At 39.7% G+C, this 15,218-nt stretch carries 13 protein-coding genes and 1 pseudogene; all 14 read right to left on the reverse strand.

Annotation, left to right across the window (positions count from 1 at the left end; genetic code table 11):
* Positions 1-323 precede the first annotated feature (323 nt).
* Positions 324-635 (reverse strand): annotated as a pseudogene (locus PB1_RS18375) (VOC family protein); the annotation flags it as partial.
* Positions 636-764: 129 nt separating this feature from the next.
* Complete coding sequence (locus PB1_RS00610) at positions 765-1,313, reverse strand: outer spore coat protein CotE (protein WP_003350099.1); 549 nt, start codon at positions 1,311-1,313, stop codon at positions 765-767.
* Positions 1,314-1,542: 229 nt separating this feature from the next.
* Entirely contained in the window at positions 1,543-1,974 is a 432-nt protein-coding gene (locus tag PB1_RS00615; protein WP_003350100.1) for a YlbF/YmcA family competence regulator, read from the reverse strand.
* Position 1,975: 1 nt separating this feature from the next.
* On the reverse strand, positions 1,976-3,520 hold the full coding sequence (miaB, locus tag PB1_RS00620; protein ID WP_003350101.1) for a tRNA (N6-isopentenyl adenosine(37)-C2)-methylthiotransferase MiaB: 1,545 nt from the start codon (positions 3,518-3,520) through the stop codon (positions 1,976-1,978).
* Positions 3,521-3,844: 324 nt separating this feature from the next.
* Entirely contained in the window at positions 3,845-4,711 is an 867-nt protein-coding gene (locus PB1_RS00625; RefSeq protein ID WP_003350102.1) for a 2-oxoacid:ferredoxin oxidoreductase subunit beta, read from the reverse strand.
* On the reverse strand, positions 4,712-6,445 hold the full coding sequence (locus PB1_RS00630) for a 2-oxoacid:acceptor oxidoreductase subunit alpha (protein ID WP_003350103.1): 1,734 nt from the start codon (positions 6,443-6,445) through the stop codon (positions 4,712-4,714). It lies immediately after the preceding gene.
* Between the two features lie 409 nt (positions 6,446-6,854).
* Positions 6,855-7,115, reverse strand: a complete 261-nt coding sequence (gene spoVS / locus PB1_RS00635) for a stage V sporulation protein SpoVS (protein WP_003181955.1) — start codon at positions 7,113-7,115, stop codon at positions 6,855-6,857.
* 301 nt (positions 7,116-7,416) lie between these two features.
* On the reverse strand, positions 7,417-8,214 hold the full coding sequence (locus tag PB1_RS00640) for a TIGR00282 family metallophosphoesterase (protein ID WP_003350104.1): 798 nt from the start codon (positions 8,212-8,214) through the stop codon (positions 7,417-7,419).
* Positions 8,215-8,299: 85 nt separating this feature from the next.
* Complete coding sequence (gene rny / locus PB1_RS00645; protein ID WP_003350106.1) at positions 8,300-9,859, reverse strand: ribonuclease Y; 1,560 nt, start codon at positions 9,857-9,859, stop codon at positions 8,300-8,302.
* Positions 9,860-10,109: 250 nt separating this feature from the next.
* Positions 10,110-11,150 (reverse strand): recombinase RecA, encoded by a 1,041-nt coding sequence (gene recA, locus PB1_RS00650; RefSeq protein WP_003350108.1) that lies wholly within the window; start codon positions 11,148-11,150, stop codon positions 10,110-10,112.
* A 400-nt stretch (positions 11,151-11,550) separates the two neighbouring features.
* Positions 11,551-12,801 carry a competence/damage-inducible protein A gene (locus PB1_RS00655; protein WP_003350109.1) on the reverse strand — a complete coding sequence of 417 codons (1,251 nt, stop codon included), beginning with the start codon at positions 12,799-12,801 and terminating at the stop codon, positions 11,551-11,553.
* 24 nt (positions 12,802-12,825) lie between these two features.
* Positions 12,826-13,404, reverse strand: coding sequence for a CDP-diacylglycerol--glycerol-3-phosphate 3-phosphatidyltransferase (gene pgsA, locus PB1_RS00660; protein ID WP_003350110.1), 579 nt, complete (start codon positions 13,402-13,404; stop codon positions 12,826-12,828).
* Positions 13,405-13,467: 63 nt separating this feature from the next.
* Positions 13,468-14,367 (reverse strand): helix-turn-helix domain-containing protein, encoded by a 900-nt coding sequence (locus PB1_RS00665; protein WP_003350111.1) that lies wholly within the window; start codon positions 14,365-14,367, stop codon positions 13,468-13,470.
* 21 nt (positions 14,368-14,388) lie between these two features.
* Entirely contained in the window at positions 14,389-15,180 is a 792-nt protein-coding gene (locus PB1_RS00670; protein ID WP_003350112.1) for a DUF3388 domain-containing protein, read from the reverse strand.
* Between the last annotated feature and the right edge of the window lie 38 nt (positions 15,181-15,218).

The following is a 15,218-nucleotide window of genomic DNA, read 5'->3' on the forward strand; positions in this document are numbered from 1 at the left end:
ACCTCATAAGGATATTCTACATGTTTAAAACGGGCTTCCTGTTCTCCGGAAACAACAAGCTTAATTGGATGAATTTCAGCACCTTTTTCGGTTGGGTACCAATGTCTGCCTTCTTCAACGATCACAATAACACCATCTGAATCCCCAAAGAATGAAATGTTTTCCGAATCTTCATTTTGCACGTCATGTAGATAAGCTGATAAATACTCTTGCATCTTTTTTACATTTTTGACCGGCCATCCGATTTCTCCAATATCATGCCAGCCTTTTTCATTCTTATTTTCTCCCCATGAAAATTTTCTTTCTATCATTTCTAAAATATTTCCGTCCGGGTCGACAAAGTAACACTGTTTCCCGCCCCAAAACAAACCGTGTTCACCTTTTTCATGATCAAGAAGCAAGCCGTTTTCCGCTAATAGCTTATAGATATACTCATAGTATTGGCTCCCTGTTCGAAAGCAAACATGGTAGGAAGGCATGGACAAGCTTTTTTCAAAAAATAATTTTGTTGTTCCTGCCATTACGGCAAAATGCCCGTCCCCTTCCACTATTAACTCCATTCCAAGCATTTCAGTGTAAAATTTCTTCATTTTTTCTAAGTGAAAGCATTTTAATTGAACTTGATAGATTTTCAACTTTAACCTCTCCTTTCCGATAAGTTAATTTTATAATAGATTCATTTCATCTGTTCGGTCAAAAGTAAAGACGCTTGTCCGATTTTCGTTAAAAGAAAAACTAGGAAGCATAACCTCCCTAGCTTATTCCTACTCTTCTTCATTACCAACTAGGAAATCAGGATTTAACTCTTCGAATACTTCATCGTCAACATCTAATTCCCAGTCTTCGTCATCATCGCTTTTGACCTTATCGGGGTGAACTTCGACACATACTTTTGTTTCGCCGATCACCTCACAAAGAAACTCTCTTTCCGCATTGACAATGATTTTGTTGCCGTTTGGTGAAATTACCACTTCAATGCAATTTGGCTGCTGAAGAACGCGGGCGAATACATCTTGATCATCCAAACAGTCAGGATCGCGGTATTTTAGTTTCATTACATCCGTATATTTGACACGTTCAGTAGCAACGTCAGTTTTTGTATTATCAAGATAAGAGTACCAAACGTTAATGTCATACGAGCCGCTTACTTCTACTGTATTCCCGACCTTCTTCGCATCGTACTTATGGTTAATAATCCAACCGCCCAAAATACTGGATGGTTGGTGAGCCGGGCTGATCGTATGATTGGACTGAGTAAATTTTCGTCCTTTCGCAACGACCGCTTTTGTGATTATCTCTCTAAATTCTCCCATTGCGAGCGAACCCTCCTCATTCATTTTCACTTCATCGTATGCGGGTCATTAGACTAGTGTGATTATAATTTTTCAATAGAATCAAGTTATCTAACTAAGTGCGATGTACTTCATTCTATGCATTTACCCAGTGACTTGTGATTTTGCAAAAATGCATGAGGAAGGGTTGCCGTCCAAATATAAAAAGCATAAAAAAAGAGCCGCCCTACCTGAGCAGGCTCTTTACATATCAATGATGATGGCAATGGCCGCTGTTGCGGACTTGCGCGCCTGTTTCACCGCGCAAAACATCACCGCCGGTTGAAATAATAATTTCATCCGTTACGGTATTTGAAATGGTTGTAGCAATCATTTGAAGCAATTCATTAACCTCTACCTGGGACTGCTTGAATTCCTGAACAATCGGAATTTCATCCAGTTGGCGTTCAAGCTCTTCAATTTTTTCTTCCACTTTCTTTAAAGCTTCAGGTTTACCGTAATGTTGGAGGTTAACCGCTTGTTTTTGCAAGCCTTTAATATCCGCAATCAATGTCCGGACCTTTTCATTTTCATGAATTTGCGCCTCTGCGCGTTTGAAAAAATCAACTTCCTCAGTTTCAGCGATCATTTTTGCAATTTCTTTTGCACGAGCGATAATCTCGGCTTTTGTATATTTTACCACCTTAATTCACCTCAACCAGTTCTAATTCTTCCACCATTTCTCCGTTTAAGGACCATGTTTTTGCTTCTGTAATTTTTACTTTTACAATTTTGCCAATTGCTGATTTAGGACCTGTAAAGTTTACAAGTTTATTTTTTCTTGTATATCCAGCTAATACATCCGGGTTATTTTTACTCTCACCTTCAACGAGAACCTCAACGATTTGACCTTGATATTTCTTCATCGCATCACGAGAAAGCTCATTAACAAGGGTATTTAACCGCTGTAACCGTTCCTTTTTCACTTCCATTGGAACGTTATCCTGCATTTTTGCAGCCGGAGTTCCTTCTCGTGGAGAGTAAATAAATGTATATGCAGATTCAAAACCTACTTCACGATAAAGGGATAATGTCTCTTCAAATTGTTCCTCTGTTTCATTCGGATAGCCAACAATAATATCGGTTGTTAACGCAACATCCGGAATCGCAGCTTTGATTTTACGGACTAATTCAAGATACTCTTCACGTGTATATTTTCGTGCCATAATTTTTAACACATCAGTAGAGCCAGATTGTACCGGTAAATGAATATGCGGCATCAAGTTTCCGCCTTTTGCAAGCACTTCAATCAAATGGTCATCAAAGTCACGCGGATGGCTTGTTGTAAAGCGGATACGTGGAATATCAATTTTGCTGATTTCTTCCATCAAATCGCCAAGACGATACTTCATATCAGTGAAATCTTTACCATAAGCATTGACATTTTGTCCGAGAAGCGTAATTTCTTTATATCCTTGTGCAGCAAGATGCCTGACTTCCTGAATAATGTCCTCCGGACGGCGGCTCCGTTCTTTCCCGCGGGTATATGGAACAATACAGTACGTACAAAATTTATCACATCCGTACATAATATTGACCCAAGCCTTAATATTTCCGCGGCGGACTTTTGGAAGGTTTTCGATAATGTCTCCTTCTTTAGACCAAACTTCGACAACCATTTCTTTGGACATATATGCCTCATGTAAAATATTTGGCAGGCGGTGGATGTTATGTGTTCCAAAGATCATGTCCACATATTGATATTGCTTAAGAATTTTGTTTACAACTAACTCTTCTTGGGACATACAGCCGCAAACACCAAGAAGCAGGTCCGGTTTTTCCATTTTAAGAGCCTTTAAATGGCCAATTTCACCAAATACTTTGTTTTCTGCATTTTCACGAATCGCACACGTATTCAGAAGAATCACATTCGCATCTTCAGGTTTGTCTGTCGGCTCATAGCCAAGACCCATAAAAATCCCTGCCATCACTTCTGTATCATGCTCATTCATCTGGCAGCCATAAGTACGAATGTAAAACTTCCGATCTTTGCCCATGCCTTTGAATTCTTCCGGGATCGCAAAATCTTTATGATACTTAACATCTTCTTTCCCGCGTTTTTTGGCATCTTTCAGGGAAGGCGGCATGTAAACAGCTTGGAAATATTTACTGTAATCCTTTTCGGATTTTTTGTCCGAAGGATTTGCTGTTTTTACTTGCTGCCCTTCTAAACGCTGTTCTTCATTCATCGTGTAATTCCCCTTTCTTATTAATAGAAAAATGAAATAAAGCTTCTGTCTGATTATTTTTTAAAAATCTTCTTAAACTAAAGAAAGAAACCGAACAGCCTGAATGCTGCACATTACTATAGTATAAAGCTTTGACTTCGTTAAAACAATAGTTGAAGCTGGGTGAGCTTTCATCATAAAATAAGATTCACTTTTTGTTAACACATTAAATTAGATTTCAAAAAACAAGCACAAAAATGGGGCTGTCCCATAAACAAAGGGTCAGACCCCTCCAATACCGGAAGTCAGACCCTTATGAAAGCCAGCCTCATCAAGTGTTTGTTCTTACATAAATTCTGCTACTAATTTATCAAATTGTTCTTCATCCAATTGTAATTCAGCATGTGCAAGCGGTGTTTCCTTATATCCGGGTACAAGTTCCTGGTAAGACTTGCGCTCTTTATCTTGATAAATCAAGCCGGTAACAAGACCGTTATGTTTCATTAACGTTTGCATTGCCATTTCGCGGTTTGAAGGGTCATAGCCCTCAATATCACTCAGCTTAGTTAAATTTTCTTTAAACCAATCATATGTGTTTACTTTATTATAAGTTACACATGGACTGAAAACATTAATAAAAGAGAAACCTTTATGTTTAATGCCTGCTTCAATTAATGCAGTTAAATCTTTCAAATCTGTTGAGAAACTTTGAGCAACAAAAGTTGCTCCTGCTGTCAACGCTAATTCCATTGGGGAAATGGCTTGTTCAATTGATCCTTCGGGTGTAGATTTCGTTTTAAAACCTGCAGCAGAACGAGGGGAAGTCTGTCCCTTTGTTAAGCCGTATATTTGGTTATCCATTACAATATAAGTAATATCAATATTGCGGCGAATTGCATGTACAGTGTGGCCCATTCCAATCGCGAAGCCATCTCCGTCCCCTCCGGAAGCGATAACAGTTAATTCACGGTTCGCCATTTTTACTCCTTGGGCAATTGGAAGTGCTCGGCCATGAATTCCGTGGAATCCGTAAGAATTAATATAACCTGAAATACGTCCTGAACATCCGATACCAGAAATAACAGCTAAATTTTCAGGCTCTAATCCTACATTGGCTGCTGCACGCTGAATAGCCGCTTGTACGGAGAAGTCACCGCATCCAGGGCACCAGTTTGGTTTTACATTGTTACGAAAATCTTTAAATGTTGCCATTTAAAACAACTCCTTGCATTTTGTGTGGATTTCATGCGGCAAGAACGGATTTCCATCGAACTTTAACAGTTTTGTAATCTTCTCTGCGTGGCCAACGTTCATCTTCAGTATATTTGCCAACTGTCCGGTTGCATTGTTTTCCACAACAACAATTTTCTTTGCAGATTTCACCAAAGGCATCATCTCATCAGTCGGGAACGGATGAATTAAGCGAATATGGGCATGGTTTGTTTTAATTCCGTCCTTTTCCAAACGCGCCATTGCTTCTTCTATTGCTCCCCGTGTGGAGATAAAACCTACTATTAAAAGATCTGCTTCTTCATGTGGAACATTCTTATGAACTGGTGTTTTAAATTTAATATTTTCAATTTTTCGTAACCTCTTACTCATTTGTACAATACGGTTTTCAGCAGCCTCTGACGGTTTTCCGGTTTCATCGTGTTCAACACCGGTTACGTGGTGAATGCCGTTTTTCATTCCCGGAATGACCCGAGGCGAGATGCCGTCTTCAGTAACTTCATATCTCTTAAAGTATCCTTTGTTTTCAATTTCAGGTAGTTTTTCTGTTATCAACTTTCCACGGCGGATTTCTACTTTATCAATTTCAAGCGGTTCTACTGTTTGCTTCCCTAAAGACAATTGAAGATCTGATAATACGATCACAGGGCACTGATACTCTTCAGCAAGGTTTAATGCTTCTGCTGTATCATAAAAAGCTTCTTCAACTGTACTTGGTGCAATGACAATTTTCGGAATTTCCCCATGTGTTCCGTATATCATGGCCATCAAGTCAGATTGTTCTTGTTTTGTAGGAAGTCCGGTTGATGGACCGCCGCGTTGGGTATCAATAATAACAAGCGGAGTTTCTGTAATACCTGATAAACCGATTGCTTCCATTTTTAGCGAAAGACCGGGGCCAGCTGAAGCAGTGATCGCACGGACCCCTCCGTAGTTTGCACCGATCGCCATTGTTACAGCTGCAATTTCATCTTCCGTTTGAATAACTGTACCGCCCATTGCCGGCAATTTTTTAATTAAATATTCCATAATTTCAGATGCCGGAGTGATCGGATATGCTGCCATAAAGCGACAGCCGCCCGCAAGCGCACCTAATGCAATTGCATCATTTCCAATCATAAACATACGTTTTTTTCCGTCTGCTTTTTCAAGCTGCAGTTTTTGAATGTTGCCAAGTTTTTTTTTCATAAAATCAAATCCGGTCCGAATTGCTTGCATGTTTTTTTCAACTACCTGCCGGCCTTTTCGTCCGAAAATCTCTTGCACAACTTCTTCAAATACTGTAATATCGAGGTCTAAAATGGCAGAAGTTGCGCCGATGGCAACCATGTTTTTCATAAGGGATGTACCTAGTTCTGTTGCAATATCAGTAAATGGAACCGCATACAATACTGCTTTTGTATCTTCAGGCTGTTTCGGAATAAATTTAGCATCTGCAATTATAATCCCGTCGTCATTTAGTTCTTTGTAGTTTACATCGATCGTTTCCTGGTCAAATGCAACGAGGATGTCTAAATCATCCGAAATCGACCGAACTTGAGTTGTGCTAACCCGGATTTTATTGTTTGTATGGCCGCCTTTAATACGTGATGAGAAGTGGCGATAACCATACAAATAGTAACCTAATCGATTAAGTGCAATGGAAAATATCTCTCCTGTACTTTCTATTCCTTCCCCTTGTTGTCCGCCAACTTTCCAAGAAAGTTGATTGATCATGACTTACACCCCTTTAGATACGTAAAAAAATATGTAGAAAAGTTTTATTTTGATAAGTGCAGCACTTTTCCAAGTAAATCACTAGGAATTAACCTTTCTCCACGTGAATTCGGTTAAAACTTGATTTTTGGATAGGTATTAAACGCTTTCAATTCTAGACCTAAGCGTTAAAAAAAGCAACCCTTTCCGGCTAATTATTGACGAAAATATGAATTTTTTTTTATTTTATTAAAATTTCCTGCCTAAGTTGGAGTCTTCATCAACGATTTAAATTTTTTCGTTTTATGAACCATTTTTCAAGGTATTTGAACAGTTTTTTTGAACCTAATTTCAGATTTTAAGAACCATTTTCATTTTTTTAAAAAAATAACCTGTTTGCACATCAAGCAAACAGGGAGAATTTCATTTTTCACCGAGGTTCTACAATTAATTTTATTGCCGTGCGTTCTTCGCCGTCGATCTGAATATCGGTAAATGCGGGGATGCAGATTAAATCAACTCCGCTAGGTGCGACAAATCCTCTTGCAATTGCTACTGCCTTAACGGCTTGATTTAATGCACCCGCACCTATTGCCTGAATCTCCGCAGCGCCTCTCTCACGCAGAACACCGGCAAGCGCACCAGCTACAGAATTAGGATTAGACTTTGCTGAAACTTTTAATATTTCCATTCCTAGCTCCTCCTTATTTCATCCCGACCCGCAAAATTATTCGATAAAATTGATACTCATCAAGCCATACTGTGAGTTCTTAATTCTCACTCAGGCGAAAGGATCATTCGGGCTTTAAAAGCCGATTTTGTTTTTTTCAATAACGCGGGAACTTTATCAGCCGTGTATACGGGATATATCTATCCATTGCTACTATATTCACCCGTTAATTAACATATTCCGGCTCGGTCAAAAAAAGGAAAACAACAAGCTTTATTACAAGGCGCCAGGAACGCAAATAAAACAACACTTTCGAACGTACTTAAGAAAAAAACGGATGATCGTCATTAATCAAAATTCTTTGTATCTTTTCAGCTTTGCCATTTTTATTGTCTATATCGATTAATACTGCATTGAGCTGTACCCGTCCACTTTTTGGCACTTCAAAACGAACAGGAAGACTTGTAAGAAACTTTTTTATTACCGCTTCTTTCTCTACTCCTAAAATTTCATCATAAGGCCCGGTCATGCCTACATCGGTTAAATAAGCAGTCCCCCCGGTCAATATCCGTTCATCACCCGTCTGGACATGTGTATGGGTACCGACAACTGCAGAAACCCTTCCGTCTAAATACCAGCCCATCGCTTGTTTTTCGCTTGTCGCCTCTGCATGAAAATCGACAAAAATGATGGGAGTCCTGCGCTTTGCCTCTTCAATTAGTTGATCGGCCTTCATAAAGGGGCAATCAATTGCCGGCATAAATGTACGGCCTTGAAGACTTATTACGGCTACTTCTTCCTGATTAACTTTTAAGTAAACAATTCCTGTACCTGGAGCTGCATCAGGAAAATTAGCAGGCCTCACGATGTATTTCGCATCATTGATGAAATCAAAGATTTCCCGATTATGCCATGTATGATTACCCAGTGTAACAGCTTGGGCCCCATACTCTAAAAATTGACGGTAAATTTTTTCTGTAATTCCTTTACCGCCGGCTGCGTTTTCACCATTTATAATTGTTAAATTCGGACGATATTTATCTTTTAGCTTCCCTAAATACTCACTAACCATTTCTCTTCCAAGAGACCCGACAACATCGCCTACAAACAGTATTCTCATTTACTTGCCCTTTCTATTAAAAATGTTTGATTAGATTATTGTATCATTTTTAAAGATAAAATAAAGCGGTGCATTCTGCACCGCTTTATTTTGCATATTCAACAGCCCTTGTCTCACGAATCACCGTAACTTTTATGTGGCCTGGATAATCAAGCTCTTCTTCAATTCTTTTGCGGATGTCTCTAGCCAATCGATGAGCTTCAAGATCATCAATTTGTTCCGGCTTAACTATAATCCGAACCTCGCGGCCAGCTTGAACTGCAAATGATTTCTCCACACCTTCGTATGATTCAGAAATTTCTTCAAGCTTTTCAAGGCGTCGAATATAGTTTTCAAGCGTTTCACTGCGTGCTCCAGGCCTCGCTGCTGATAACGCATCAGCTGCTGCCACTAAAACAGCAATGATTGACGTAGGTTCAGTGTCCCCGTGGTGTGAAGCAATACTGTTAATCACAACAGGATGTTCCTTATACTTCGTAGCAAGTTCCACACCGATTTCAACATGGCTTCCTTCTACTTCATGGTCAATTGCTTTTCCGATATCATGAAGCAGTCCTGCACGGCGTGCTAAAGTTTCGTCTTCACCAAGCTCAGCTGCCAGCAGTCCTGAAAGCTGTGCAACTTCCATTGAATGTTTTAATACATTTTGGCCATAACTTGTACGGTATTTCAAGCGGCCAAGAATTTTAATTAAGTCTGGATGGAGCCCGTGAACACCGACATCAAATGTAGTTTGTTCGCCAATTTCACGGATATGTTCATCTACCTCACGCCGGGCTTTTTCTACCATTTCCTCGATTCTCGCTGGGTGAATGCGTCCGTCTTGTACAAGCTTGTCTAATGCTAAACGAGCTGTTTCACGGCGAATCGGGTCAAAACCTGATAATATGACGGCTTCAGGAGTATCATCAATGATAAGGTCAATACCTGTTAACGTTTCGAGGGTTCTGATATTTCTTCCTTCACGGCCAATTATACGGCCCTTCATTTCATCATTTGGAAGGTTCACAACTGATACAGTTGTCTCAGCGACATGATCTGCTGCACATCGTTGTATTGCCAATGACAAGATTTCTTTTGCTTTCTTGTCTGCCTCTTCCTTTACCCGAATTTCACTTTCTTTTATCATTATCGCAATTTCGTGAGACAACTCTTTCTCAACGCGTTCCAAAATGATTGTTTTTGCCTCTTCCCGTGTCAAGCTCGAGATACGTTCAAGTTCAGCTTGCTGTGCTCGTACCATCTCGTCCACTTTGCTTTCCATCTCTTCAATATGCTGTTGTCTTTTATTAAGGGAATCCTCTTTCTTTTCTAAAAGGGCTTCACGTTTGTCTAACGTTTCGTCCTTCCGATCTAGATTCTCTTCTTTTTGCAGTAAACGATTTTCTTGTTTTTGCAGTTCAATTCTTCGTTCTTTAACCTCACGTTCAGCTTCAGTACGAAGCTTGTGAATCTCATCCTTTGCCTCTAACAAAGCCTCTTTCTTTAATGCATCTGCTTGACGCCTGGCATCTTCCAGGATCTGTTCAGCTGCATTTTTTGCGCCTGTTATCTTTGCTTCAGCAATGGATTTACGAATTAAATAGCCAACAACTGCACCGACGAATAGGCCAAGCAAAATGGAGATGATCGTAATGGGTTCCATCGTTTCACCTCCTCTTGCTATGAACTTTTGTTACTTTTTTAAGTGTCGGCATGTACATTGTTTTTTACATCAACATACAGCGCTAGGGCTTTTAAACATTTTATGACTTAAAAAGTGAAAAATATACAAGACTAATTGTAAAGCTGTGAATTTTTATTGTCAAGGGTTTGTCCTTGCGGGATCTATTTTTATTTGTTAAACTTTGTAAGAATTAAAAAAGCAAAGCTTTGACGGCTTTGCTTTTTACATATTAATCTAATAATTCAAATTCTTCCTGTTCATCTGGTTCGGTAATGGTTTTTATTTCATTAAGGCCAAAGTGTTCCCTGATTTTTTGCTGGATCTCGTTGCGGAGTTCCACGTTTTCTTTCAAATATTGTTTTGCATTCTCGCGGCCCTGACCCAGGCGTTCATCATTGTACGAATACCATGATCCGCTCTTCTGGATTATATCCAATTCGGAACCCATATCAATGATTTCGCCCTCTTTCGAAATGCCTTCCCCGTACATAATATCAACTTCTGCTGTACGGAATGGAGGAGCTACTTTATTTTTCACAACTTTTATTTTTGTTTTATTCCCGACCATGTCATTACCTTGCTTTAATTGTTCAGCACGGCGCACTTCCAGACGGATCGTAGAATAGAATTTAAGCGCGCGTCCGCCGGGAGTTGTTTCCGGATTGCCGAACATAACTCCTACTTTCTCACGGATTTGGTTTATAAAGATTGCAATTGTTTTCGATTTATTAATAGCGCCGGACAGCTTGCGCAGTGCTTGGGACATAAGGCGTGCCTGGAGACCGACATGTGAATCTCCCATTTCCCCTTCAATTTCCGCTTTTGGAACAAGCGCAGCAACAGAATCAATAACAATTATGTCAACAGCCCCGCTTCTTACCAGCGCTTCAGCGATTTCCAATGCCTGCTCCCCAGTATCCGGCTGGGAAAGAAGCAGTTCATCAATATCAACTCCAAGTTTTTGAGCGTATATCGGATCAAGAGCATGCTCCGCATCAATAAACGCGGCTTGTCCGCCTTGTGCCTGGACTTCCGCAATCGCATGCAGAGCAACGGTCGTTTTACCTGAACTCTCAGGACCGTAAATTTCGATAATGCGTCCGCGCGGATATCCGCCTACTCCAAGCGCTGCATCAAGTGCAAGCGAGCCGCTGGGCACGGTTGAAATTCTTCGGTCGGTTTGCTCTCCAAGTTTCATAATTGAGCCTTTACCAAACTGTTTTTCTATTTGCTTTAACGCCATTTCTAAGGCTGCTTGACGATCACTCACGAAAAATTTCCTCCTTTATTCACGAACAAGAAACTCCTTTTACGGATTTATTCTTGTTCGTCTCATCTCAAAATCTATCTTTACTATAACGGTTTTTATAGTAATTGTCTAGATAAAAATCGAACATCTATTCGGTAATTTTTAATCTGTTTTAAAACGCATAATCTGCTTTTCGTCCAGAAAAGAAAACTTTTTTGAGCAAAAAAACATTGTTTTTTGTGATTTTTGAGTAATAATCTGATCATTTACAAAGAAAAAAAAGGGGCTGTCTTATAAGCCTAAGGGTCAGACCCCATAACACAATATATAGGACATAATGTTGGATAAATATGCTATATATTGATAATGCACATGGGGTCAGACCCTTATGAGACAGCCCCAAAAAAAACAGAATGCTTAATCAAGCACTCTGTGATTCTAAAAGTAATTTCAACAAGAAAAAGCATCCATACTTAACTGTTTGGGTCCGGATTGCCTCCCGTGTTCCGGCAAGATTCACCTTTTTGACGAGAGTCGGGCGGCCCTTAATCGAAATTCCAATAAAAACAGTGCCTGCAGGTTTTCCTTCTAATTCTTCCGGACCGGCCACTCCGGTAAAGCTGATGCCGATATCGGATTGAAAGATCTTGGCAGCATTTTCAGCAAGCTCAAACGCGCATGCTTCACTGACGACTCCTTCTTTATCAATAGTTTCTTTTTTAACAAGCAGCACTTTCTCTTTCGACTCTCGGGTATAACAAACAACACCGCCATTTAGAATGTTTACGGATCCAGGAATAGAAGTTAATTCCTGTTGAAACATCCCGCCAGTTAAACTTTCAGCACACGAAATCGTCAGGCCATTTTGTTTCAAAACCTTCGTAAGTTCATTCATCAAGGTAGTATCATCATATCCGTATTTATACTCTCCAACACGCTCTACTATTAATTTTTCTGTTTCATCAATAAGCTGGACCGCCGTTTCAATTGAACTGTGTTTTGCCGTTAAGCGAAGAGTGACTTCCCCTTCCGCAGCGAGCGGAGCAATTGTCGGATTGCTTTGCTGATCAATGATATCTTGAACTTTCGATTCCAACAGAGCCTCGCTAATTCCAAAAAACCTAATGACTCTTGATACAAGTTTTTCTTGCAGGTTCAATTTGCTTAATAGAGCAGGCAGCGCATATTTTAAAAACATCGGCTCCATTTCTTTAGGCGGCCCCGGCAAAAGCATGTAAATACGTTTACCCGTGTCAAGCAGCATACCAGGTGCCATTCCGTGTTCATTTTTCAACACTTGCGAACCTTTAAGAACCAATGCTTGCTTGCGATTGTTCTCAGTCATCTCCATCCCTGTTTTTATATAAAAATCCTCAATCGACTGCATAGCATCGTCATCCAAAACAAGTTCTTTACCGAGATGAGCCGCAATCGTCTCTTTAGTTAAGTCATCTTTCGTCGGACCTAGCCCCCCGGTGAAAATAATGATATCAGAGCGTTTTTCGGCTGTTTCAAGAACAGATTTTAATCGGCCTGGGTTATCCCCGACTACTGCATGGAAAAATACATTGATTCCGGCATCAGCCAGATGCTTCGATATAAATCGAGCATTCGTGTTTACAATTTGTCCGAGTAGCAATTCAGAGCCAACAGCGATTATTTCAGTGTTCATAAAGATTCCCCCATCGTTCATTGATTATTTTGAGTTCATAAATACTTGTCTGTTTTTGTAGAAATAATCCCATCCTGACCAAATCGTAAAAAACATGGCAACCCAAAGGGCGATGTCATCAAATGGGATATTCCCATATTCAAAAACAGGATTATGTAAAAGCAATGCTGAAATCGCAATAATTTGTGTCCATGTCTTAATTTTACCGAGCATATTTGCTGCAACTACTTCTCCTTTTCCGGCAAGAACAAGGCGGAGACCTGTAACAGCAAACTCGCGGCTAATGATAATGATAACAATCCAAGAAGCTGCCACTTCTAAATCAACAAGGACGATTAAAGCAGCTGACACTAATAGTTTATCAGCGAGAGGATCCAAAAATTTCCCCAGGTTTGTAACCAATTTATATTTACGGGCGTAGTACCCATCGATCCAATCCGTTGTAGATGCAACTATAAAAATCAGAGCACCGACAAAATGAGTCACCGGCATTTCAGTCCCGATGAATTTCATTTCCCCCCATTGAAATTGTGCAAGCATGACAACTAAAAACAAGGGGATAAGCAAGATTCTCGATATCGTTATTTTATTTGGCAAATTCATTAGGTGACCTCCAATACTGTCCGATAAAATTCAAGAAGGAGAAATAGACATCAACACTGATGACTATTCTGCCTTTGGTACATACCGAATCGTGATATCCTGTCGCACTGATTCAGAAGGCGGAACGGCAAACTCAACTTTTTGATCATTTATATAGATCTCTGTATTTGCTGAATTTCCCACGACGATCACAGCTTCTTGTTCTTTTGAAAAGTCAACTGTTTGACTTTCTGTTCCGCCTTTTGATAAAGTACCCTGGAAAAAGGAATAGCCTTTGCCATTTGAAATATTAACCCATGTCTCTCCGCCAATAGAAGCAACTTTCAATAAAAACTTGTCAGCATTTTTCAATTCATAAACTGTATTTCGGCCGCTTGCTTCAACAACTGAAACTTGCTGTTCTTGAGTTTTCTCATCTATCACAGTCTCATTCTCATCAGAATTAGTTTTTTCTTTTTCTTTATTTTCGGTCTTTTCGTTCTTTTCCACTTCATTTTCGAGATTTGCTGATTGTTCAAAACGAGCCGGTACGTTCTTTTCCTGAACAGGTTCTTTCGTTTCATTTCGTGCATTTGTTTGAAGGAAGTACCAAATAAGTGCAATTGTACCTATGACAAAAACACCGATCAAAATTTTCGGGAGTAAGTCAATAATTTTTGAGCTGTTCCCGGTTATTCTCTTCCTGCTTTGAACTCTTGAAAGCTGTACAGGCAATTCATTATCGTATGTAGAAGGAATTTCATTCTTGTATTGTTCAAATAGTTCTTCCGGTTCAATCCCGACAGCTTCCGCATATTGTTTAATAAAAGCGCGAACATAAAACTTTCCGGGCATCATCGAAAAATTTCCTTCTTCAATTCCCTTCAAGTATCGTTTCTGAATTTTCGTTAAATCTTGCAGTTGATCCAGGCTCAAGCCTTTTGCTTCCCTGGCTTCTTTCAGTCTATTTCCTAATTCCGTCAACGAAAACACCTTCCATTATAGTTAAAAATTAAAACTTCCGAAATCAGAATCCGAAAACATATGATTCTTATCAACAATTTCATACGTAATCTCTTCATCGGGATCGTTTCGAAGTTCAATAATATAGTGAAAATCATCCAATGAAAACTCGGTATTTTGAACGAATATATCGGGATGTTCTACTACTTTCACAGCAGGAAGCTGCATAATTTCCCTTACAAGCTGCCAATGCCGCTCGCTTGCGCGCCGGGTTGATACAATTCCATCAATAATAAATATATTATTTTCGTTATACTCGTCCTCAATGAGCTGGTTTCGGACCGTTTGTTTTAGAAGCGTCGATGATACAAACAACCAGCGCTTATTAGCACTTACGCTTGATGCTACAACCGATTCTGTTTTGCCTACCCTTGGCATTCCTCGAATTCCAATCAGTTTATGTCCTTCCTGTTTAAATAATTCTGCCATAAAATCGACGAGCAAACCGATTTCATCACGAACAAACCTGAATGTCTTTTTATCATCTGCATCTCTTTGTATGTATCTTCCGTGACGGACGGCAAGACGGTCACGCAGTTTTGGCTCGCGAAGTTTTATCACTCTTATAGTATCCATTGTGTTCAAAATAGATTCTAACCGTTCGATTTGTTCTTTATCTTTTGCTAAAATAAGGAGCCCGCGGCGCCCTTCATGAATCCCATTAATTGTCACAATATTAATTGAGAGCATACCTAATAAGGATGAAATGTCACCGAGCAGACCAGGACGGTTTTTTATAATCTCATATTCCAAATACCATTCTGTTTTTTTCATAAAAAACCTCCTCCTCTTTCATGCTAGTGACAAACCCC

The organism is Bacillus methanolicus PB1 (assembly GCF_000262755.1).
Classification (GTDB): Bacteria; Bacillota; Bacilli; order Bacillales; family Cytobacillaceae; genus Bacillus_Z; species Bacillus_Z methanolicus.